This window comes from Tepidibacillus sp. LV47, assembly GCF_048381575.1.
Lineage (GTDB): Bacteria > Bacillota > Bacilli > Tepidibacillales > Tepidibacillaceae > Tepidibacillus.
This window is the reverse complement of sequence record NZ_JBLWIF010000005.1, coordinates 103,592-125,561: the sequence shown is the minus strand read 5'-3', so window position 1 is coordinate 125,561 and position 21,970 is coordinate 103,592. Positions and strand designations below refer to the sequence as shown.

21 protein-coding genes, 4 tRNA genes and 1 riboswitch are annotated in these 21,970 nt (G+C 36.8%); of the genes, 19 read left to right on the top strand and 6 right to left on the bottom strand.

From position 1 onward, the window contains the following. The first annotated feature begins 50 nt into the window (after positions 1–50). The 7 genes from ACMW72_RS07735 (at position 51) to ACMW72_RS07705 (ending at position 7,649) form a co-directional block, all read left to right on the top strand. Complete coding sequence (locus tag ACMW72_RS07735) at positions 51–845, top strand: prohibitin family protein (protein WP_418368324.1); 795 nt, start codon at positions 51–53, stop codon at positions 843–845. Positions 846–976: 131 nt separating this feature from the next. Then, positions 977–3,631, top strand: coding sequence for a DNA polymerase I (gene polA / locus ACMW72_RS07730; protein WP_418368268.1), 2,655 nt, complete (start codon positions 977–979; stop codon positions 3,629–3,631). 19 nt (positions 3,632–3,650) lie between these two features. Beyond that, entirely contained in the window at positions 3,651–4,493 is an 843-nt protein-coding gene (mutM, locus tag ACMW72_RS07725) for a DNA-formamidopyrimidine glycosylase (RefSeq protein WP_418368267.1), read from the top strand. A 62-nt stretch (positions 4,494–4,555) separates the two neighbouring features. Continuing rightward, complete coding sequence (ytaF, locus tag ACMW72_RS07720; protein WP_418368266.1) at positions 4,556–5,206, top strand: sporulation membrane protein YtaF; 651 nt, start codon at positions 4,556–4,558, stop codon at positions 5,204–5,206. A gap of 19 nt (positions 5,207–5,225) precedes the next feature. Continuing rightward, on the top strand, positions 5,226–5,822 hold the full coding sequence (coaE, locus tag ACMW72_RS07715; protein WP_418368265.1) for a dephospho-CoA kinase: 597 nt from the start codon (positions 5,226–5,228) through the stop codon (positions 5,820–5,822). A gap of 1 nt (position 5,823) precedes the next feature. Then, entirely contained in the window at positions 5,824–6,396 is a 573-nt protein-coding gene (locus ACMW72_RS07710) for a lytic transglycosylase domain-containing protein (protein WP_418368264.1), read from the top strand. Positions 6,397–6,602: 206 nt separating this feature from the next. Further along, on the top strand, positions 6,603–7,649 hold the full coding sequence (locus ACMW72_RS07705; RefSeq protein WP_418368263.1) for a glyceraldehyde-3-phosphate dehydrogenase: 1,047 nt from the start codon (positions 6,603–6,605) through the stop codon (positions 7,647–7,649). 80 nt (positions 7,650–7,729) lie between these two features. Here ACMW72_RS07705 and ACMW72_RS07700 read toward each other — a convergent pair whose 3' ends face one another. Further along, positions 7,730–7,966 carry a small, acid-soluble spore protein, alpha/beta type gene (locus ACMW72_RS07700; RefSeq protein WP_418368262.1) on the bottom strand — a complete coding sequence of 79 codons (237 nt, stop codon included), beginning with the start codon at positions 7,964–7,966 and terminating at the stop codon, positions 7,730–7,732. A gap of 305 nt (positions 7,967–8,271) precedes the next feature. On the opposite strand from ACMW72_RS07700, the gene speD reads away from it, so the two are divergent. Both speD and nrdR read left to right on the top strand, forming a co-directional pair. Continuing rightward, positions 8,272–8,658: an adenosylmethionine decarboxylase gene (gene speD, locus ACMW72_RS07695; protein ID WP_418368323.1), complete on the top strand. Its 387-nt coding sequence runs from the start codon at positions 8,272–8,274 to the stop codon at positions 8,656–8,658. A gap of 90 nt (positions 8,659–8,748) precedes the next feature. Beyond that, the gene (nrdR, locus tag ACMW72_RS07690) at positions 8,749–9,204 is read left to right on the top strand and encodes a transcriptional regulator NrdR (protein ID WP_418368261.1); all 456 of its coding nucleotides are present in this window, start codon (positions 8,749–8,751) and stop codon (positions 9,202–9,204) included. Positions 9,205–9,349: 145 nt separating this feature from the next. Here the strand turns inward: nrdR and ACMW72_RS07685 are convergent, their stop codons facing one another. Then, a complete protein-coding gene (locus ACMW72_RS07685) occupies positions 9,350–9,643 on the bottom strand; it encodes an IscA/HesB family protein (protein WP_418368260.1) in 294 nt (97 codons plus the stop codon). A 174-nt stretch (positions 9,644–9,817) separates the two neighbouring features. Between ACMW72_RS07685 and ACMW72_RS07680 the strand changes: the two genes are divergently transcribed. From ACMW72_RS07680 to ACMW72_RS07665, 4 genes are all read left to right on the top strand, one after another. Next, positions 9,818–11,275 (top strand): replication initiation and membrane attachment family protein, encoded by a 1,458-nt coding sequence (locus tag ACMW72_RS07680; RefSeq protein WP_418368259.1) that lies wholly within the window; start codon positions 9,818–9,820, stop codon positions 11,273–11,275. 3 nt (positions 11,276–11,278) lie between these two features. Further along, on the top strand, positions 11,279–12,205 hold the full coding sequence (gene dnaI / locus ACMW72_RS07675) for a primosomal protein DnaI (RefSeq protein WP_418368258.1): 927 nt from the start codon (positions 11,279–11,281) through the stop codon (positions 12,203–12,205). A gap of 60 nt (positions 12,206–12,265) precedes the next feature. Further along, positions 12,266–12,341: transfer RNA gene (locus ACMW72_RS07670), tRNA-Ala, on the top strand. 187 nt (positions 12,342–12,528) lie between these two features. Further along, positions 12,529–13,704, top strand: a complete 1,176-nt coding sequence (locus tag ACMW72_RS07665; RefSeq protein WP_418368257.1) for an LL-diaminopimelate aminotransferase — start codon at positions 12,529–12,531, stop codon at positions 13,702–13,704. 135 nt (positions 13,705–13,839) lie between these two features. Here the strand turns inward: ACMW72_RS07665 and ilvE are convergent, their stop codons facing one another. From ilvE to ACMW72_RS07645, 4 genes are all read right to left on the bottom strand, one after another. Next, complete coding sequence (gene ilvE, locus ACMW72_RS07660) at positions 13,840–14,751, bottom strand: branched-chain-amino-acid transaminase (RefSeq protein WP_418368256.1); 912 nt, start codon at positions 14,749–14,751, stop codon at positions 13,840–13,842. 57 nt (positions 14,752–14,808) lie between these two features. Further along, positions 14,809–15,687: a prephenate dehydratase gene (gene pheA / locus ACMW72_RS07655; RefSeq protein WP_418368255.1), complete on the bottom strand. Its 879-nt coding sequence runs from the start codon at positions 15,685–15,687 to the stop codon at positions 14,809–14,811. A 246-nt stretch (positions 15,688–15,933) separates the two neighbouring features. Then, positions 15,934–16,341 carry a DUF1641 domain-containing protein gene (locus tag ACMW72_RS07650; RefSeq protein ID WP_418368254.1) on the bottom strand — a complete coding sequence of 136 codons (408 nt, stop codon included), beginning with the start codon at positions 16,339–16,341 and terminating at the stop codon, positions 15,934–15,936. 16 nt (positions 16,342–16,357) lie between these two features. Continuing rightward, positions 16,358–17,497 carry an NAD(P)/FAD-dependent oxidoreductase gene (locus tag ACMW72_RS07645; protein WP_418368253.1) on the bottom strand — a complete coding sequence of 380 codons (1,140 nt, stop codon included), beginning with the start codon at positions 17,495–17,497 and terminating at the stop codon, positions 16,358–16,360. A gap of 291 nt (positions 17,498–17,788) precedes the next feature. Here ACMW72_RS07645 and ACMW72_RS07640 point away from each other — a divergent pair, with 291 nt between their 5' ends. The 6 genes from ACMW72_RS07640 to thiC all read left to right on the top strand — a co-directional run bounded on the left by ACMW72_RS07640 (position 17,789) and on the right by thiC (position 21,958). After that, positions 17,789–18,055, top strand: coding sequence for a hypothetical protein (locus tag ACMW72_RS07640; protein WP_418368252.1), 267 nt, complete (start codon positions 17,789–17,791; stop codon positions 18,053–18,055). A 75-nt stretch (positions 18,056–18,130) separates the two neighbouring features. After that, positions 18,131–18,206: transfer RNA gene (locus ACMW72_RS07635), tRNA-Phe, on the top strand. Between the two features lie 49 nt (positions 18,207–18,255). Next, positions 18,256–18,330: transfer RNA gene (locus ACMW72_RS07630), tRNA-Gly, on the top strand. 14 nt (positions 18,331–18,344) lie between these two features. After that, positions 18,345–18,434 (top strand) — tRNA-Leu (locus ACMW72_RS07625). 273 nt (positions 18,435–18,707) lie between these two features. Further along, a complete protein-coding gene (gene mqnC / locus ACMW72_RS07620) occupies positions 18,708–19,820 on the top strand; it encodes a cyclic dehypoxanthinyl futalosine synthase (protein ID WP_418368251.1) in 1,113 nt (370 codons plus the stop codon). Between the two features lie 105 nt (positions 19,821–19,925). After that, a riboswitch (TPP riboswitch) is annotated at positions 19,926–20,036 on the top strand. 149 nt (positions 20,037–20,185) lie between these two features. Then, a complete protein-coding gene (thiC, locus tag ACMW72_RS07615) occupies positions 20,186–21,958 on the top strand; it encodes a phosphomethylpyrimidine synthase ThiC (RefSeq protein WP_418368250.1) in 1,773 nt (590 codons plus the stop codon). Positions 21,959–21,970: the final 12 nt, after the last annotated feature.

Genomic DNA, 21,970 nt, shown 5'->3' with positions numbered 1-21,970 from the left:
GAATGGAAACAGAAAAAATTGTTGATATGGTTCCCAAGAAACCAAAGAACATGAAAAAAATCATTGTTTCATTGATCATTCTATTTCTGACCATTTTCTTGCTTATTGACTCCTTTGTCATTGTAGATGCTGGTAACAGGGGAGTTGTGACCCAATTAGGAGCTGTACAAAATCGTGTCCTAAATGAAGGGTTACATTTTAAGATCCCATTTATTCAACAAGTGATCCAGCTGGAGGTTCGCGTGCAAAAGGAACAAACAGAGCAAACAGCAGCGTCAAAAGATCTTCAAGTCGTAACAACGACAGTCGCTGTGAACTTTCATCTCATTCCAGATGAAGTGAATCATCTTTACCAAAAAGTGGGCATGGCTTATAAAGAACGGATTGTGGCACCTGCAATTGGTGAGTCATTAAAAGCGGTAACTGCCCAATATACAGCAGAAGAACTGATTTCTAAACGTTCAGAAGTCAGTGAAAAAGTGAAAGAAACCCTAGCCAAAAAATTGGCGACCTATTATATGCAACTGGACGAGATTAATATTACAGAATTTAAATTTAGCGATGAATACAATCAAGCCATCGAACAAAAGCAAATTGCCGAACAACAGGCCTTAAAAGCAAAACTGGATCTCCAACGAGTTGAAATTGAGGCCAAACAAAAAATCGAACAGGCCAAAGCGGAAGCAGAAGCTTTAAAATTACAAAAACAAGAAGTAACCAAAGAATTAATTGAATTACGAAAGATCGAAGCACAAATGGAAGCGATCAAGAAATGGGATGGCAAATTGCCGAATGTAACAGGTGGTAGTATTCCATTTATTGACGTCAATGGTTTGCAAAAATGAGATCATCTCTTACGAAACAGTCTTCAGCTGGAAGACTGTTTTTCATTTGGGCGGAACAACGGTGCGCGCCTAGAAGTAGACAAATCGATATGATATGATAGTTGAAGAATATTGAAAGAGGAGTAAGTCGTATGGAAAAGTTCGTTTTAATTGACGGAAATAGTATCGCCAATCGCACGTTTTACGCATTACCACTTCTTAGTAATAAACAAGGGCTTTATACGAATGCTGTTTATGGATTTACGCAAATTTTATTAAAAATCTTAGAAGAAATAAAACCAGATTATCTTTTAGTTGCCTTTGATGCGGGAAAAGTCACCTTTCGGCATACCGATTTTAAAGAATATAAAGGGAAACGAATGAAAACCCCATCTGAATTATCGGAGCAATTTCCCATGATTCGCGAATTATTGGATGCCTTTCACTTACAATATTTTGAACTGGAAGGATATGAGGCAGACGATATTATTGGTACCCTTTCTAAAAAAGCGGAAAAGAAGGGGATTAAAACGATCATCTATACCGGGGATAAGGATATGCTTCAATTGGCATCTGAGTACGTGACGATCCATTTAACGCGAAAAGGTATCACAGAAGTAGAAGCATATACTCCTAAACAAGTGATGAATAAGTATGGTTTAGAGCCAAAACAAATCATTGACCTAAAAGGATTAATGGGGGATCCATCCGATAATATTCCTGGTGTTCCAGGTATTGGTGAGAAAACTGCATTAAAATTATTACACGAATACGGGTCGGTGGAAGAAGTATTCGCCAATATCGATCAGATCACAGCAAAAAAAGTAAAAGAGAAACTCATGGCTTATCAAGATCAGGCCATTTTAAGCAAGCAACTAGCAACCATTTATCGTGATGTTCCCATTGATTTGCAATTGGAAGATTTAAAAGTGGATGACAAAGGATATCAACGTGATGAAGTGTACCAATTGTTTAGCAAATGGGAATTCCATAGTTTGATTGACCGATTGGGAATGAAAAGATCAGAAGAAGAGAAAGGACAAAAACAAGAGTTGAACATCGATCGACTGACAAAAGAGACAAAAAGAAAATGGGAGCAAATCTTGCAAGAACAAGAAACTCTTGCTCTTTCTATTGAGACGATTGGTGAACAGCTTCATAACCGGCAAATTTTAGGTCTATCCGTGACAAACGGAAAAGAGATTCTCTTTATCAATCAAGATGAATTGAAAAAGTGGAATGCTTTTCAGCATTGGTTAAAGGATTCTTCGAAAAAGAAATGGGTTTTTGATGGCAAAAGAATGGAAATGATTCTTTTTTGGAATCAAATGGATATTCAAGGGATTGCTTCTGATTTATTGTTAGGGGCTTATTTGCTCAATCCCCAAGATGGTTCCCCTAGTTTAGCTGATATTGCTAAACAATATCATTATCAAGGTCTTGCCGATGATGAAATCATTTATGGCAAAGGAGCAAAATATGCCATTCCTGAAGAAGAAGTCTATGTGGAACATATCAGCCGAAAAGCGGATGCCATTTATTCGTTAATTCCAATCATTGATGAAAAGTTAATAGAGACAAATCTGAGTCGATTACTATATGAAGTGGAGCTTCCCTTGTCAAGAGTTTTGGCACGGATGGAGAAAGTTGGGGTTCGGATTGATATTGATCGTTTAAAGGAAATGGGTGAAGAGCTGAATCAGACCCTGATTTCTTTAACAGAAGAGATTTATGAACTGGCTGGCACTGAATTTAATATAAATTCACCAAAACAACTAGGAGAAATCCTTTTTGACAAACTGCAGCTTCCCATCATCAAAAAAACGAAGACAGGTTATTCAACGAGCGCAGATGTATTGGAAAAATTAGAACCTTATCATCCAATTGTCGGCTTGATTCTAAAATATCGGCAAATTGGGAAATTGCAATCCACTTATATCGAAGGATTATTAAAGATGGTGGATCAAGAAACAAAAAGAATTCATACCTCCTTTAACCAAGCGATTACCGCAACGGGACGGTTAAGTAGTACGGAACCTAATTTACAAAATATCCCAATACGTCTTGAAGAGGGAAGGAAAATTCGTCAGGCTTTTATTCCATCAGAAGACGATTGGTTGATTCTTTCCTCTGACTACTCGCAAATAGAATTACGGGTACTTGCGCACATTTCTGAAGATGAAAACTTAATTCAAGCATTTCTTTATGATATGGATATTCACACAAAAACGGCAATGGATGTGTTTGGGATAAAAGAAGATGAAGTGACACCATTAATGAGAAGACAAGCCAAAGCGGTCAATTTCGGGATCGTCTATGGAATTAGCGATTATGGGCTAGCGCAAAATTTGAATATTTCAAGAAAAGAAGCAGCTGAATTTATAGATCGTTATTTCTCCGTCTTTTCTGGGGTAAAAATCTATATGAAGGAAATCGTTGAAAAAGCAAGAAAAGATGGTTATGTGAGCACTTTAATGAACCGGAGAAGATATCTGCCCGATATTCATAGTTCCAACTTCAATCTTCGCAGTTTCGCTGAACGGACGGCAATGAATACCCCAATTCAGGGAAGTGCGGCTGACATTATCAAAATTGCGATGATTAAAATCGATCAAGAAATGAGACGTTTACAACTGAAAAGTCGTTTATTATTGCAGGTGCATGACGAATTGATTTTTGAAGTTTCTCCTGATGAAAAAGAGACTATGGAAGAACTTGTCAAACATATGATGGAAAATGCCATCCAATTAAAAGTACCTCTAAAAGTGGATCTCCACTTTGGCAAAACGTGGTACGATGCAAAATAAGTGGGAAAGAGGATGAATAATGCCTGAATTACCAGAAGTGGAAACCGTTAGACGGGGTTTAGAACTGGTTTTAATTGGAAAAGTAATAAAAGAAGTCCAAGTTTTTTATCCCAAAATCATTCGTTCGCTACAAGACATGGAACAATTTAAATTTCTGCTTATCGGCCAAACCATTCGATCGATCGGCAGAAGAGGGAAATATTTACTTTTCTATTTCACTGATTATACCCTGATTTCTCATCTAAGAATGGAAGGAAAGTATATCTATACCGAAAAGCCAAATGAGCCTTATGATCAACACCATCATGTGATCTTTTCTTTTACCGATGGAACAGAGTTACGTTATCGCGATGTACGGAAATTCGGAACTATGGATCTGGTTAAAAGAGGGAACGAAATGAGTTTTAAAGGGATTAAAAAATTAGGGCAAGAACCGATTGATCCTCATTTTGATCCAGAACGTTTTAAGCAGCAAGTGAGGCAAAGATCTGCGCCCATCAAACAGATATTATTGAATCAAGAGATCGTAAGCGGACTTGGCAATATTTATGTAGATGACAGCCTTGCTCTCAGCAAAATTCATCCATTACGTCAAGGAAAATCATTAACCGATCAAGAAATCTCGACTCTAATCAAGTCAATGAAACAAGTTTTGGAAAAGGCGATTGAAAAAGGCGGTTCAACCATCCGTAGCTTTGAAACCATTTATGGAAAAGGGTCGATGCAAGACCATTTGCTCGTATACGGGCGGACAGGAAAACCTTGTTTGTTCTGTGGTACTTCCATTCAAAAGATAAAAGTGGCTGGCAGAGGAACTCATTTCTGCCCTAACTGTCAAAAGGAACCAAAAGAATATAATTAGGCACTTCTTTTCTTCCTTTCCAATAAGATATCTATTGAAGATTGGAGAGGGAGAGATGAAGCTTGAGCATCGTTTCACTATTGATTTTATCACTTGCTGTTAGTTTAGATAGCTTTAGCGTTGGTGTGACCTATGGTTTTCGTAAAGTGTTGATTCCTATTTATTCGATTATAATCATAAGTATTGCTTCTGCGGCCATGATTTTATTATCGATGCAATTAGGGGGGGTGGTCCAAGCTTTTCTATCCCCAAACATTGCTAAGTTTATTGGGGCAATGATTTTGATTTTGATTGGCATTTGGGCTATTATTCAAGTTTTTCGCCAAAAAGATGAAGATTATGATCATGAAATCGGTTTTGAAGTTCAAAAAGTATTCATAATTGAATTTAAAAAATTAGGTTTGGTGATTCAAATATTAAAAACACCGATGAAAGCAGATATTGACCGTTCAGGAAGCATATCTTTATTAGAGGCGATATTTTTGGGATTAGCTCTTTCTTTAGATGCTTTTGGCGCAGGGTTAGGAGCTTCTTTAATTGGATTTAAACCTTTGATTACAGCCATTTCCATAGCAGGAATGAGTGGCCTTTTTATTTTAATCGGGATGAAAGTTGGCTTTTGGTTTTCGGAAGTAACATGGTTAAAAAAATTTACGTTAATACCAGGGATTATTTTAATCTTGATGGGTTTTTTCCGATTTTTGAAAAAATGAATGTAAAGGGTGAGTTGAGTTGATTGTTGGTCTAACTGGGGGAATCGGTAGCGGTAAGAGTACGGTAGCGAAGCTCTTTATAAAGTATGGAATTCCTATTGTTGATGTTGATCAGATCGCAAGGGAAGTTGTAAAGCCAAACCTGGAAGCATGGCAAAAAATCATTGAACATTTTGGCGAAGAGATTCTGTTGCCAAATCAAGAAATCGATCGCAAAAAGTTAGGGAGAATAATTTTTCAAGATGAAAAGAAAAGAAAAATCTTAAATGATATCACTCACCCGATCATCATTCAAAAAACACTGGATCAAGCGAGGGAGTTGGAAAAGAAACACTCTCTTGTGATTGTCGATATTCCCTTATTATTTGAATCAAAAAGGGAAGAATTATTTGATCAAATCATTGTTGTTTATGTTCCTTTTGCGGTTCAATTAGAACGTTTAATGAAACGGGATCAAATTTCAAAAGAAGAAGCCATCATGAAAATAAAGTCACAAATGGATTTAGAAGAGAAGAAAAAAAGGGCAGATCTTGTGATCTATAATGATAAAGGGATTGACAAAACGGAAGAACAAGTAAAACAAATCATTGCAGATTGGCAAAGGAAAAGGATTTAAGATGATGTTCAAATTAAAACGTTATCGAAAACCCATATTTTTCTTTTTCTTATTGTTCCTTGTCTTTCTTGCGATCAATTCCCGCGCTATTTGGAAGTTTATGTATCCTATAAAATATGAAAAGCAAATCAAGGTTTATACGAGTGAGTTTCGTGTTGATCCCTATTTGGTATTAGCCATTATTCAAGTGGAGACTCGTTTTCAAAAGGATAAACAGTCAGCAAAAGGTGCAATCGGTCTGATGCAAATTATGCCCGATACAGCAAAGTGGATTGCAGAAAAAGGGGGTTTTCCTCCTCACATGGCTAAAAATTTACATCAGCCAGATAATAATATTGCCTTTGGAAGTTGGTATTTAGCTCAAATGCACCAACGGTTTAATGGCAATATCTATGCTACCATTGCAGCCTATAATGCAGGTCCGAGGAATGTGGAAAAATGGATGCAACAAGGTCTATGGGATGGTTCATTTGAACAATTAAATCGAATCCCCTTTGGTGAAACAAGACATTATGTACAAAGAGTTCTCCATTTTTATGAACGATATCAATGGATTTACAAAGATGAATTCTGATCCTTTCTTTTTTTGGTAGCACTTCATATTTTGAAGTGCTATTTTTTATCTATTAGAAATGGATTGCATAGAATCAAACAAGCCTAAAAATTACTCCTAAATATTTAAAGTGATTATTTTTTTGAAATTTTGTTGCGCAATATGTCATACTGATTATAATAAATAATATAAATAGTGTGTAATAATATAGAGAGGAGAAGCAGATAATGTCAATTCGAATGGCGATTAGCGGGTTTGGAAGAATCGGAAGAATGGTATTCCGTCGAGCTATGCAATTTCCAGAAATTAATATTGTCGCTGTCAATGCAAGTTATAAACCAGAGATATTGGCACATATGTTAAAATATGATACCGTTCATGGGAAATTAGATGCGAAAATAGAAACCACAGATGATTCGATTATAGTAAATGGAAGAGAAACCAAAATCATTCCAGAACGCAATCCTGAAAAACTGCCTTGGAAAGAGATGAACATAGAAGTTGTAATTGAAGCAACAGGTAAACATCGAGATCGGGAAAATGCAGGCAAACACTTAACAGCTGGGGCGAAAAAAGTGATCATTACAGCACCTGCCAAAGGAGAAGATGTAACGATTGTCATGGGAGTCAATCAAGAAGTATATGATCCAGAAAAGCATCATATTATCTCGAATGCATCTTGTACAACAAACTGTTTAGCACCTGTAGCAAAGGTATTACATGAACATTTCACCATTGAAGAAGGAATGATGACAACAGTTCATTCCTATACGAATGACCAAAGAGTTCTTGATAATATGCATAAAGATTTACGAAGGGCAAGAAGTGCAGGTCAAGCCATTATTCCAACAACAACAGGTGCTGCAAAAGCCGTATCTTTAGTTTTACCAGAATTAAAAGGAAAATTAAACGGAATTGCACTTCGTGTACCAACACCTGATGTTTCAATTGTTGACCTTGTTGTAAACGTAAAAGAAAGCGTTACTGCTTTACAAGTCAATGAAGTATTAAAAAGGGCAAGCCAAAATGAAATGAAGGGAATTATTCAATACTGTGAAGAACCTTTAGTCTCTGCTGATTTTATTGGCAATGATCATTCAGCCATTGTGGATGCCTTATCGACCATGGTGATTGGTGAACATCAGATTAAAGTGATGGCTTGGTATGATAATGAATGGGGATATTCATGTCGAGTCGTTGATTTAGCTCGCTATGTATCAAATTTTGAAGTTAGCAAACGAGAAAATAAAGTACCTCTAACCTCTCACTACTGAATAATACGGAGGGGCCGAGAAAACTCGCCCCCTCCTTTTTTTCTAGCCATATTTCCAAATGGTTAGAAAAGGATATTCACTTAAGCTTGAGGCAATTTAGCTCCTCCTGCAAGCTGTTGTTCAGCGATTTGAACTAAATGACGAGTAATGTGACCTCCGATAGAACCGTTATCACGGGAAGCGATAAAGCCCATGTAACCATCTTGAGGAATTTGAATTCCTAGTTGAGTAGCCATTTCAAACTTAAGTTGATCTAAAGCTTGACCAGCTTCTGGTACAAGTAATTGATTGCTGCTACGTTCTTGACCTTTTGCCATGATTGTCACCTCCTTTGAGTTTGTACTTGTATTTTGTGTTGAACTCACAAAACAAATACAGGTAACTCATTCCTAACTTGGGAAATCTAATTTATAATCAATCTTAATCCAAAAAAATCCTTGCAAAAAGAGATTAAAACCAGTATACTGAAATTCGTGAAATTCATTATGATTCAAAACTAAAGGAACCAGTATCTACTTAAAGGGTTAGGACCTCATTGGACTAACTTGCCCCCGTGGTAGATAGCGTAGGTCCCGCATGCTTGAAAGGGCATGAAAATTATGAATTTAAGGGGGATTGAATGATGGATACTATGGGACGTCACATTATCGCAGAATTATGGGGATGTAACGTCGAAAAACTAAACGATTTTAAATTTATTGAAAAAATGATGGTAGATGCAGCATTAGAAGCTGGTGCAGAAATTCGAGAAGTTGCTTTTCATAAGTTTGCACCAATGGGAGTAAGTGGAGTTGTGATTATTTCCGAATCTCACTTGACTATCCATAGTTTTCCAGAACATGGTTATGCAAGTATTGATGTATATACTTGCGGGGATCGAATTGATCCGCAAATCGCTGCAGATTACATTACAAAACAATTAGAAGCAAAAACGCGTGAATCAGTTGAAGTACCTCGTGGAATGGGACCAGTGAAAATTGACCCAATGAAGGTCGAAACTTTTGCTTAAAAGCAAGATGTAAAAGGAAGGATGTAAAAATCCTTCCTTTTTTAATATACTAAAAATAAAGAAGGTTTATAAGGAATGAGGTGAGGATTGTTGCGTTGCCCCTTTTGTAATTACAATGGAACAAAGGTTTTAGATTCTAGACCCATTAATAATGGAAAATCAATACGGAGAAGAAGAGAATGCGAATCGTGTGGACGTCGTTTTAATACTTATGAAGAAGTAGAGGAAACCCCGATTTATGTGATCAAAAAAGATGGAAGCCGTGAAGAATTTAGCAGAGAAAAAATTTTACGGGGGTTATTACGGGCTTGTGAAAAAAGACCTGTTGGTATAGAAACATTAGAAAATATTGTTTCTGATATAGAAAAAGAATTAAGGAATGATTTACTTACTGAAATCGAGAGCCAAAAAATTGGCGAAATGGTGATGGAACGATTATATCATATCGATGAGATCGCGTATGTTCGTTTTGCTTCCGTTTACCGTCAATTTAAAGATATTAATGTCTTTTTACAAGAGATTACGGAACTATTGCGTAAATCATAAAGCGCTAGGATCTCCTTATAAAACAAAAAGTGGCTTGTATGTTGTTACTCTGTCCCTAACCTTACGGTTTTCCCTGAATACACGGTTGGTAGGAAAACTCGCTCTAGAGAATCAGCTTTTAGAACATACAAGCCTATTTTTTATATTATGAACATGTTGAACCATAAGTCGATCTTACTGTAAATCCGCTGCCAAAACGAGAATTTTTAAAATCGATCTCTACCTCACCGATATTTTCTAATTCTTGAGCATTGACAACCACTTTGAATTCATCTTGATCAAATATTTTATCTTCTTCATTTGGCTCATCCAGAGCCAACCCCAAAGAGGGTCCCCCTCAGCCAAAACCGGCTATATATACACGGATCGCTGCACTACTTTGTTTCTCTTTTAGGATTTGTGCAAGCTTCTCCTTTGCGCTAGGTGTAACAGTTACCATCCCTTATCTCCTTTCCCTTGTCTTAAACCAAATATAAATAACAAGATAAGAATTATTTTAATTCATAAAAACATTATATATAGTTTAGTACGATAGAGCAATAGATAGTTTCGGATAAATGAAACTGATGATATAATAAAATAGTGACCTGTTGAATATAAAGGGGATGAGATGATGCCATATCCTTTCAATGAGATCACACCGTTAGACCCATACCAAGTACGAATGACAGAATCCATTGAGATGTCTCATATCTCATACCTAATCCATTTATACCAACCGATTATTGGTCCTGAAGCAGTCAGTTTATACTTAACTCTGCGGAATCACTTTCCATCCCAATATCTAGGTGTTTCTTCACAACATATGCATCGCCAATTGGCCAATCAGGTATACGTCCCCTTTCATATTCTTATGAAAGCGCGAAAAACTTTAGAAGCAGTAGGTTTATTAAAAACAAAGAAATATCAACATTCCCTTGAAGAAAAACAGTTTATTGAATATATTCTTATTCCTCCCCTTAAACCTGTTGAATTCTTTCAAAGCGATATTTTAAGTATTATGTTACTAAATCGCATTGGAAAAAATGCCTATCAAGCATTAATGGAACAACTTCTCGTCGATGAAAAAACGGCCCCTTCATCAGAATATATTGAGAAAGAGATCACGAAATCGTTTGATGAGGTATTTGATTCGATTCTTTGGTCTGAGATTACCATTTCACCCGAATCAGAGATCGATCAGTTCATCAAACCTTATTCCTCCATTTCTGCAAAAAATTCGCAGAGAAAAACAATCACAATCAAAGATCAATATTTAGATATTGAATTTATTAAAGGAATGACAAGCAATTTATATCAAGACCAACATATTTTCTCACAAGAAAATATTCAACTTTTTCATGAACTTGCTTTTCTTTATCACTTATCGGAAATGGATCTGATTCACCTTTTACATGATCCTTATATTTATGATTCACACGGAAAATTACAAGAAGATTTGCTTAGAGAACGTGTTAGAGAAAGATTACAATATGAACAAAAAGAAATGTTCTTTGTTGAAAAAGGAAAAACCCTTCATTCGCCAAAAGAAGGACAAGTACCAAATATTGAAGATAAAGAGCAAAGGCATATGTGGATATTAGAACATTATTCACCGATTGAATTATTAAAACGATATCAGCGTGGAGCAAAAATTCCAGAAGCTGATCTTCATTTAATCGAAGGACTAATTCGCGATTACGGTTTACCTTATCAGGTGGTTAATGTTTTAATTGAATATGTCTTACTATCCAATCAATACAAGTTACCAAAGAAACTAACGGAGAAGATAGCCGGTCATTGGAAAAGACTAAATATCACCACGGTTGAGGAAGCATTACAAATTGCAAAGAAAGAACATCAGTTATATCGGGGATGGAAAGAAGGAAGCAAAAAAGGAAGCTCCTCAATTAAAACGGTCAAGGAAAGGAAAATAGAAAAAAGAGAAAAAGTTCCCGATTACATTTTGAATCAGGAGAAGAAATATCACGGGAATCGAAGCAGTGAAGCTCAAAAAGAATTGGATCCAAAAGCCCAAGAAGAAATTGAGGAATTGTTAAGGAAATTGGGGGAAACAGGGGAAGGAGCGTAAAAAATGAACCATTTAGGTCAAGTATTAAGTGAAATGCTCCCTAAACTTTTCATAGATAAACAAAATTGGCTGCAATATTTTGAACATCATCCAGAATTAGAAGAAATGATTCACAAACAACAACTAACAAAAGAGCATTTACTGCCAGCTTTAAATCAGTTATACCAATATATTGAAGAAAAAAAGCATTGTGAGATGTGTAAGGGACTTGACCATTGCCAGAATCTATTGAAAGGTCATTTTACCCAGTTAACTTTTTCCTTTGGGCAAATTCAGTCCGCTTTAACCAAATGTCGTTTTCTCATTCAACATGAAGAACAAACTTATAAAGAGAAATTATTCCACAGTCAATATATTGCAAAGGATATTTTGAACGCTTCATTTAAAGATTTGGATAAAACGGGAGAAAGACAAGAGGTCATTCGAGCACTGTTGAAGTTTATCGCCAATCAACAGGAAGGGAAAAAACAAAAAGGAATCTATCTCTATGGACCATTAGGAGTGGGAAAAAGCCATTTGATGGCTGCAACGGCCAGATTATTAGCAGATAAAGGAATTTCCACATTGATGATTTACGTTCCTGACTTTTTCCGAGAAATAAAAAACTCGATCCATGATCAATCATTAAATGAAAAAATGAAATTGTTAAAAGAAGTTGAGGTTCTGATTTTAGATGACATTGGAGCGGAAACGATCTCTCAATGGGAGAGAGATGAAATTCTAGGTGCTATTCTTCAGGCAAGAATGGTAAAAGGATTACCAACTTTATATACCTCTAATCTGAATTATGATGATCTAGAAGAACACTTGTCCTATTCGAGCAAAGGGGGAATTGAAGAACTAAAAGCGAAACGAATTATGGAAAGAATTCGCCATTATACCATTCCTTATTTTTTAGATGGACCAAATCGAAGAATGATGGGAAATTAAAATTTCTCATCTTGCGTGAGAAAAACCAACATGCTATACTATATTTTGTCCCAAAAAGATGGGGCATTAGCTCAGCTGGGAGAGCGCTACGCTGGCAGCGTAGAGGTCAGGGGTTCGAGCCCCCTATGCTCCACCATACATAGGATTATTCGTGGTCTAGTTTCCTTTGGAAGCTAGGCCATTTTATTTAAAAATGAATTTGCTGCATGAGATTTTTCTAGTTTTCCCATGAACTTTAATATAATATTTATAATATTAATGTAAATATTTTGATCATTTAAACAAGAAAGAAACTTTTGTATTGTTTCATTGGGGGAGAAGGTATGAATATTTCCGTATCAGAAAGAGTTAGGGTGTTTCAAACCAACGTTTTTTCTGAACTATTTGCTTATAAGAAACAACGGCTCGAACAAGGGTTAGAAGTGATCGATTTAAGTGTGGGTAGTCCTGACTTACCGCCGCCTGTTTATGTAATGGAAGTTTTGGCAGATGCAGTAAAGGATCCAACACAATATGGATATGCACTAAAGGGCACGGATGAGTTTCATGAAGCGGTAGCTCATTATTATGAGAAAAGGTTCTCCGTTTTATTGGATCCAAGCAAAGAAATTTTGCAACTCATGGGTTCCCAAGATGGGCTGGTGCATTTACCGATGATCTTTGCCGATCCTGGTGATTTGATTCTTGTTCCAGATCCAGGGTATACGGCTTATGAAGCAGGTGTTCATCTAGCAAGTGCAACCCTTTATCCAATGCCACTAAAAAAGGAGAATCAATTTTTGCCATGTTTAAGGGAGATTCCTGAAGACGTGGCAAAAAAAGCAAAAATGATGATTTTAAATTTTCCTGGGAACCCAGTTCCTGCTCTAGCGACAAAAGAATTTTTCGAAGAAGTTGTTCAATTTGCAAAAAAATATGAGATTATTGTCGTTCATGATTTTGCTTATTCCGAATTAATTTTTGACGAAAAAAAAGGAATCAGTTTTTTAGAAATCGAAGGAGCAAAAGAAGTTGGAATTGAATTTAATTCTTTATCAAAAAGTTTTAATCTGGCAGGAGCTCGTATCGGTTATATTGTTGGCAATGAAAAGATGATTGAAGAAATAGCCAAAGTGAAATCGAATCTAGATTATGGAACCTTTTTACCGATTCAAAAGGCAGCAGCCACTGCTTTAAAAGGTGGAACTGAGTTTTTGCATCAAAATAGGAAAATTTACGAAAGACGTCGCAATATTCTTGTTGAAGGTTTGTCCTCATTAGGATGGCATGTGGAAAAACCATCTGCTACGATGTTTATTTGGGCAGAAATTCCCAAAGGTTGGAGATCTAAGGAATTTGCTTTAGAATTAATCCAAGCGGGTGTTGTTGTGACACCAGGAAACGCTTTTGGTGTTCAAGGTGAAGGATATGTGCGGATTGCTTTAGTTCAACCGGAGGAGAAATTGAAAAGAGCTATTGAATTGATTGACCAAAGTGGGATTTTGCAAAGAAAAAGATAAATGGATGAAAAAAGTCTACTTGCAAAGAAGCAGGTAGACTTTTTTGACTGTATGTGCTAACGCTGCTCCAAACTTTAAAGTCGCAGCTTATAGAACATACAAACCTATTTTATTATCAAAATAAACTTTCATCTGTCAAATTAAAGAACTTGAAGCTTTTTGTTCCATATCTTGATAGACTTGTGTTCCTTCAATTTGGACGATTTTTCGAAACTCTGTTAATAGATGTCTTGTAATCGGACCAGGTACACCATCGCCAATTTGTCTGCCATCAACGTCGATAACTGCAATGACTTCAGCTGCTGTACCCGTTAACAATACTTCATCAGCGACATAAACATCATGACGTGTAAATGGTTGCTCGATAACTTGGTAACCTAATTTTTTCGCGATGTCCATAATCGCTTTTCGCGTAATTCCTTCAAGAGCGCCAAGGTATGTGGGTGGAGTGTAGAGAACACCATTTTTCACAATAAAGATATTATCTCCCGATCCTTCAGCTACATAACCATTTGCATTTAACATGAGAGCTTCACTGGCACCTGCGCGATTCGCTTCAATCTTAACAAGAACATTGTTTAAATAGTTTAAAGATTTAATTTGTGGATTAAGTGCATCAGGTGTATTTCTTCTCGTTGGAACGGTAACCACCCGAATTCCTTTTTCATAAAGTTCCTTTGGAAATAAGGCTAGGGGCTGTACGATAATAATGACTTCTGGCTTCTCGCATTTGAAAGGATCTAATCCCAAATCACCAATCCCTCGGGAAACAACCAATCGAATATAGGCATCCCGATAATTATTCTTACGAACGGTTGCAACAACTGCTTCTTTCATTTCTTCTTGAGTCATGCCAATTTCAAGTAAGATCGATTTTGCCGAATCGTATAACCGTTTAATATGTTCGTCTAAACGAAAGATATTTCCGTTATATACCCGAATCCCTTCAAAAATTCCATCTCCATATAAGAATCCATGGTCAAAAACAGATACTTTCGCATCTTCCTTTTTCACGTATTCTCCATTCATATAAACCCACTCAGACATCAATTTCTCCCCCTTTTAAATAATAGAAATATTTCGATAATTTTATAAAAAAGAAAATTAAGAGCGCACTCCATTCATTGTCTTTACAAAATAAGGATAACTTCCTAATATTCGAATCTGGCATCCTAAAGCTTCAATTTCAGCAAAAGCTCCAGGTAGTAAGACATCGTCCATTTTCTGTTCGATGTCAATGATAAAATAGTAATTTCCGAGTCCTCTTTTTGTAGGTCTAGATTCAATTCGTGATAGGTTGATTTTTCTCCAAGCAAAAGCGGCTAGAACTTGGTATAAGGCTCCAGGGTAATCTTTAGGGAGTGTAACGAGGATCATTGTCTTATAAGATGATGATTGCAATGGTTTAAAGTTGAGTGGTTGATCACCAAGAACGATAAAACGAGTGTAATTGTCTTTATAATCTTCAATACTCTCTTTCTTAAAAGATAATGAATAAATTTCCTTAGCTAAACGTGTACCAATAGCAGCCCAAGGCTTATCAGGATTCTCCTGTATCATTTGTGCTGCTTCAGCCGTACTATTGGTATATATTATTTCAGCATGTGTGAAAGTACTATAAATAAAACGGCGGCATTGAGCAATCGCTTGCGGATGTGAGTACACTCTTTGTATCTCTGAAAGAGATATCGAAGATTGAGACGGTGAAACCAATAAATGTTGGGTGATCGGTAGTACAAACTCAGTTAAAATTGGTAATTCTATCTCATGAATGATCCAATCTAACGTAAGATTAACAGAGCCTTCGATTGAATTTTCCAATGGAACAACCGCGTAATCAACCTTTTTTGTGTTAGCAGCTTCAAGGACATCTGGAATGCTACGAAAAGGAAGATAAGTAACTGTATCGTTTTTAAAAATGGAACGGGCAGCTTCTTCTGTAAATGTTCCATGAGGCCCTAAAAATGCAATTTTTTTTGACATTATTCATCTCCTTCAGAAGGTTTTGATTTTTATAAACCTTACTACTTTAAAAGTGTGATGTCAAATGATCAAATTTATGTTTTTTTGGAGGTGAAACCGCTTAAATTCTTAAAAAAGAGGAGAAATTCTTACTTGTTCGGAAATTTATAACGAATTTTAAAATTGGGTGTATGATATGAAAAACCCCTTTTTAACTTTTTTGTTAAAAAGGGGTATTCGTTTATTCGGTAGGTTTTTCATCTAATATTATTTTGTTAAATTTTTGGATAAGGTGAGAACGAATTTTATTGCTTTTTGTATTCCAGGATCTTTCATTAATTTTAATAGAGAGCCAATTCCTACTTTAGAAGTATCATGTTTTACTTGCTCTTGAGTTTCTTCAATCGCTTCTAGAAGTTTGTCAATGGTATCCATTCCGCCGATATCTGCAAAGAGACGATCACCATATTCCATTGCTGTGCCTGCAATACCAGCTAACTTAGTTACAGCACTTGTATTTAACGCTCTTGTTGCACTTGAAATAAGAGTTGCTAAGTCTATAAGGTCTTTTAAGACATTTTTTTCCTTCAGCACTTTAAGAGTTTGTAGTAATTCTTTAATCATTGCCACTTCTTCAGCGGTTAGTTGTAATTGTTGTTCGCTAGTAACACTCATTCTTCAACACCCCTTCCTATAATAGTCCTCGAGCTGTCATCCAATACATTTCGTTAAAGGCATGTTTAAACCAATGGATCATTGCCGATTGAGGAACTGGATTTGGTGGATGGTTATAATCCATATTGATATAGGTACCTTCTTCTAGACCTGCTTCAATGAAACAGAATACTTTACCATCATAGAAGTTGGTAGGTGTTTGGCCATGTAATTCTTGTTCGATGTTTTTTGCAACGTATTCAGACTCATAGTGAGCAGTAGAACCTGCTTTACTGATTTGCAATGCAGTAGCGTCACCAATTACGTAAATATAGTTATCGTTGACAGCCTTTAATGTATACTGGTTAACAGGAATGAAGCCCATTTCATTTCCCAAGCCAGAGTCAAAGATCACTTTTGCACCGCGATGAGGTGGGATGGATACTAACAAGTCAAAAGATTCTTCTTTTCCATCTTTGGAGTAAAGGATTTTCTTTTGCGGATCAACTTTTGCAGGAACGAAATTGGTTACATAACGGATGTTACGTTTCTCTAATTCTGGTTTAACCCAGGTTGCTACATTTGCTGCCATGTGAACCGTTTCTAGTGGATAGGTGTAAACCAGTTCAACCTTATCGCGTATTCCTTTCTTTTCGAAAAATTCATGCGCCATAAAATAAAATTCTATAGGAGCAACGGGACATTTATGGGGCATACCCAATGTAATAACAATTTTTCCGCCTTTAAAATTGGTTAATTTTTCTCTTAATTTAAGGGTTCCCTCTGGTGAATAGAAGTTGTCCCCCGCTTCTTTTAATCCAGGAATTAAGTCAAAACGTGGAACTGCTCCCGTACCAATGACCAAATAATCATAGGAGAAATCTCCTTTATTGGTATGTACGACTTTTTTGTCTTTGTCAATTTTGGTTGCTTCAGCAATTACAAGATTTACACTAGGGTGTGTAATCGTTCTTTGCTTCCTGATATAATGCTCTGGATGTTGAAGACCAAAAGCAACGAATAACCAACCAGGCTGATAAATATGTTCTGCTTCATTGGTGATCATGGTGAGTTTCACTTCACCTTTTTTAATCTCATGCTTTAATCCTTTAGCTAGGTGGTTAGCTACCATTGTACCGCCAGTACCACCGCCAAGGATAACAATGTTTTTTGCCATTTCTTTTACCCTCCCTGTATCTCTTTATTCATTAAAAAACCTTTGAGACATCTTTTTCATCTTTGTTCAATAATGAACTTAGTAAGTTCCTTGAAACAAAGATTACTTGATGGAATTCTCTAACAAATATTTTATACAAGTTGATAAAAAAATTCCATTGGTTTTTAGTAATTATCACAAAATACTAATTATAAAATTTATATATTTTTGAAACAGCTGGACAAATATGCAGGTAATACAATATTGACGTACATATAATAAATTAATCAGAAAACGATGGGAGGGGTTAAAATGATTGAAATCAGCATTATCATTGCGATGGCCATTTCTTTAACACCAATAATCAGCGAAAAGCTTCATATCAATAAAAAATTGCGAGCTTGGACGGCACTTGTATTGATTGTACTTTTTAATATAGCTAATGCTATTCTATTTACGGATCATGCAGTAATCGATGCGATTAGGCAAGGAATACGTGATGGTGTTGTAGCTGTAGGAATCTATTCTACAGGGAAAAATACAGTGGAGTATGTAGTAAGTAGAAAGAATAATACTTAATCAGGGAAAGTGAAAAATTTTTAAAAACATTGACATGAAACTAGAGAAATGATAATATAAAATTCGTCCGAAAAAGGCTCGGTAGCTCAGTCGGTAGAGCAGAGGACTGAAAATCCTCGTGTCGGCGGTTCGATTCCGTCCCGAGCCACCATTTTTCTGAATATCATTTATTATTTCGAGAACATCCGATAACTATATTTGCGGACGTGGCTCAGTGGTAGAGTATCGCCTTGCCAAGGCGAGGGTCGCGGGTTCGAATCCCGTCGTCCGCTCCATTACATCTTAATCTGCCGGGGTGGCGGAATTGGCAGACGCACAGGACTTAAAATCCTGCGGTGGGTTGACTACCGTACCGGTTCAAGTCCGGTCCTCGGCACCATTTATTTTGAATATTACATGAAAATTACCCCTCATTTGAATGTGTTGAGGGGTTTTTTGTTTTATCTCTTTATTATTTATTAATTGCATTATTTATTAATTGCTAAATCTATCTGTTGAATACTACTGCTTAATTGTTGATCAACCACATTAGCTTTTTTAACAGTGATAAAGATCATACTAAGGGCCTGATGAATACCCTTAAAATATAGGCAAATTATCTGGTTTATGTTACGATGGAAATGAGTGATTTGGACATCGTGGAGGGAGAAATATGTCGCATATCGATCAGATTTTAGAAAAAGCATTAAATGGAGAACGATTAACGCTGGAAGATGGAATAGAACTATTTGAGAGTAATGAAGTTGAAAAAATTGGTCAAGCAGCGAATGAGATCAAAAAACGACTCCATCCAGAACCGATTACGACCTTTGTCATTGGCAGAAATATCAACTATTCCAATGTTTGTGATACGTATTGTCGTTTTTGTGCCTTTTATAAAAAGCCGGGAGAAGAAGGCGCTTATGTACTATCGAATGAGGAAATTTTACATAAGATTCAAGAACTTGTAGATGTTGGCGGTACAGAAGTTCTAATGCAGGGAGGAACCCACCCCGATTTACCATTTGATTATTATCTCAATTTATTGAGGGAGATTAAAAGGCATTTTCCAAATATACATATGCACTCTTTCTCTCCAGCGGAAATTATGAAAATGAAAGAAATATCTGGTCTCACTTTGGAGGAAACGATACGATTATTGTATGAGGCAGGGCTTGATTCTTTACCTGGTGCAGGAGCTGAAATCCTTGATGATCGAACGAGGATCAGAATTAGCAAAAAGAAAGGTTCTTGGAAAGATTGGATCAATGTGATGAAAACAGCAAATAAGGTAGGTTTGACAACAACCGGTACAATGGTAATTGGCTTTGGAGAATCGATGGAAGAGCGCATTCTACATTTAATTCGAATTCGTGAAGCTCAGGATGAAACAGGTGGATTTCTTGCGTTTATTCCATGGACATTCCAACCTGATAATACGAACCTGAAAGCAGAAAAAGTAACGCCTGAAGAATATTTGAAAACCGTAGCGATTAGCCGGCTGATGTTGGATAATATTCCTAACATTCAATCCTCATGGGTTACGATGGGAGCCGAAGTCGGTAAACAATCCCTATTTTATGGTTGTAATGATTTTGGTAGTACAATGATGGAAGAAAATGTCGTTTCTGCAGCAGGTACAACACATAAAATAAATACAAATTTAATCATTCAACTCATTCGTGAAACGGGGCATATTCCTGCACAAAGAAATACAAAATATGAGATTCTCCATATTTTTGATCAAGATGAAAAGGTCGAGAAAGATTTTATCATGCAAAATTAATCAAAATAAAGGTCTGAATCTTTAGTATTAAAATAGCGATCATAAAGAGACAAAGGCTAAAAATAGATTGACAAAACGAAAAAATTTAGATAATTTTAATTTAAAATTGAATCATGCGGGAGCTTAGGGGAACTAGGCTGAGAGGATAACTATTCTGTTATCGACCGCCGAACCTGAACTGGGTAATGCCAGCGGAGGAATCAACGTACAATGCGATCACGATTTACAACTAGATGTACAAAGAACATCTAATCATTAGACCGCTTATATACCTAGGCGGTCTTTTTTGTTTACATGTTTTCTCCACCTTTTAGAAAAGGTTCAAGTTTCACTTATAATGGACATTATTAAAGGAGGTTATTGTCATGGCAAAAGAATATGGTGAAAAAAACAATATTTCTTTGTCGTCTTTTCCTGGGAGTAAAAAAGTATATGTTCAAGGATCGAGGCCCGATTTAAAAGTACCTATGCGAGAAATCGAACTAGCTACGTCTATAGGCCCATTTGGAGAAGAGAAAAATCCGCCAGTCCGCGTTTACGACACAAGTGGCCCTTATACCGATCCTTCCTACTCTGTCGATATTCGTAAAGGACTACCTGCCCTTCGTCGTCAGTGGATTTTAGAACGGGGGGACGTGGAAGAATATCCAGGACGTGAAGTTAAACCAGAGGATAATGGATTCCGTAAAGGTGATCCCAATCTAGAAATTCCTTCTAGCTTTAAAAGAAAACCCCTTAGAGCAAAAGCAGGACGAACTGTAACCCAAATGTACTATGCACGTCAAGGAATCATTACTCCTGAAATGGAGTTTGTTGCCATTCGTGAAAACGTGTCACCAGAGTTTGTACGGCAAGAAATAGCAAGGGGACGGGCGATTATTCCTGCCAATATTAATCATCCAGAAAGTGAACCGATGATCATTGGCCGCAACTTTCATGTTAAAGTCAACGCCAATATTGGGAACTCAGCTGTTACTTCTTCCATTGAAGAAGAAGTGGAAAAAATGACTTGGGCAATCCGCTGGGGAGCAGATACGATCATGGACCTTTCTACTGGGAAAAATATTCATACCACACGGGAATGGATCATTCGCAATTCTCCTGTTCCTGTTGGAACGGTTCCAATCTATCAAGCGTTAGAAAAGGTAAATGGAAAAGCAGAGGATTTGACGTGGGAAATTTTCCGGGATACCTTAATTGAGCAAGCAGAGCAAGGAGTGGATTATTTTACCATCCATGCTGGTGTTTTACTGCGTTATATTCCTTTGACAGAAAAGCGGGTAACGGGGATCGTATCTCGCGGCGGTTCCATCATGGCTGCTTGGTGCCTTGCCCATCATGAGGAGAATTTCCTTTATACCCATTTTGAAGAGATTTGCGAAATTTTAAAGACCTACGATGTAGCTATTTCCCTTGGCGATGGTCTTCGTCCTGGATCGATTGCTGATGCTAATGATGAAGCACAATTCGCTGAATTAGAAACTCTCGGGGAACTAACAAAGATCGCTTGGAAGCACGACGTTCAAGTGATGATCGAAGGTCCAGGTCATGTTCCCATGCATAAAATTAAAGAAAATGTGGAACGCCAACTTGAAGTTTGCCATGAAGCCCCATTCTATACGTTAGGTCCTATCACCACCGATATTGCTCCTGGATATGATCATATTACCTCAGCAATTGGCGCGGCGATGATTGGCTGGTTTGGCACCTCGATGCTATGTTATGTAACGCCAAAGGAACATCTTGGATTACCAAATAAAAATGATGTGCGAGAAGGTGTAATTGCCTACAAGATTGCTGCCCATGCTGCTGATCTTGCCAAAGGACATCCAGGGGCGCAAATAAGAGATGATGCTATTTCTAAGGCACGGTTTGAATTCCGCTGGCGCGATCAGTTTAACCTTTCCCTTGATCCGGAAAGGGCAATGGAATATCATGATGAAACCCTTCCAGATGAAGCAGCCAAAACGGTTCATTTCTGTTCTATGTGCGGGCCAAAATTCTGTAGTATGAGAATCACTCAGGATATCCGCGAATATGCGAGAAAGAAAGGAATCTCGTATGATGAGGCAATAAATGAAGGGTTAAAAGAAAAGGCAAAAGAATTTAGAGAAAGTGGGAGCGAGATCTATAAATAAAGATAAAAAGAT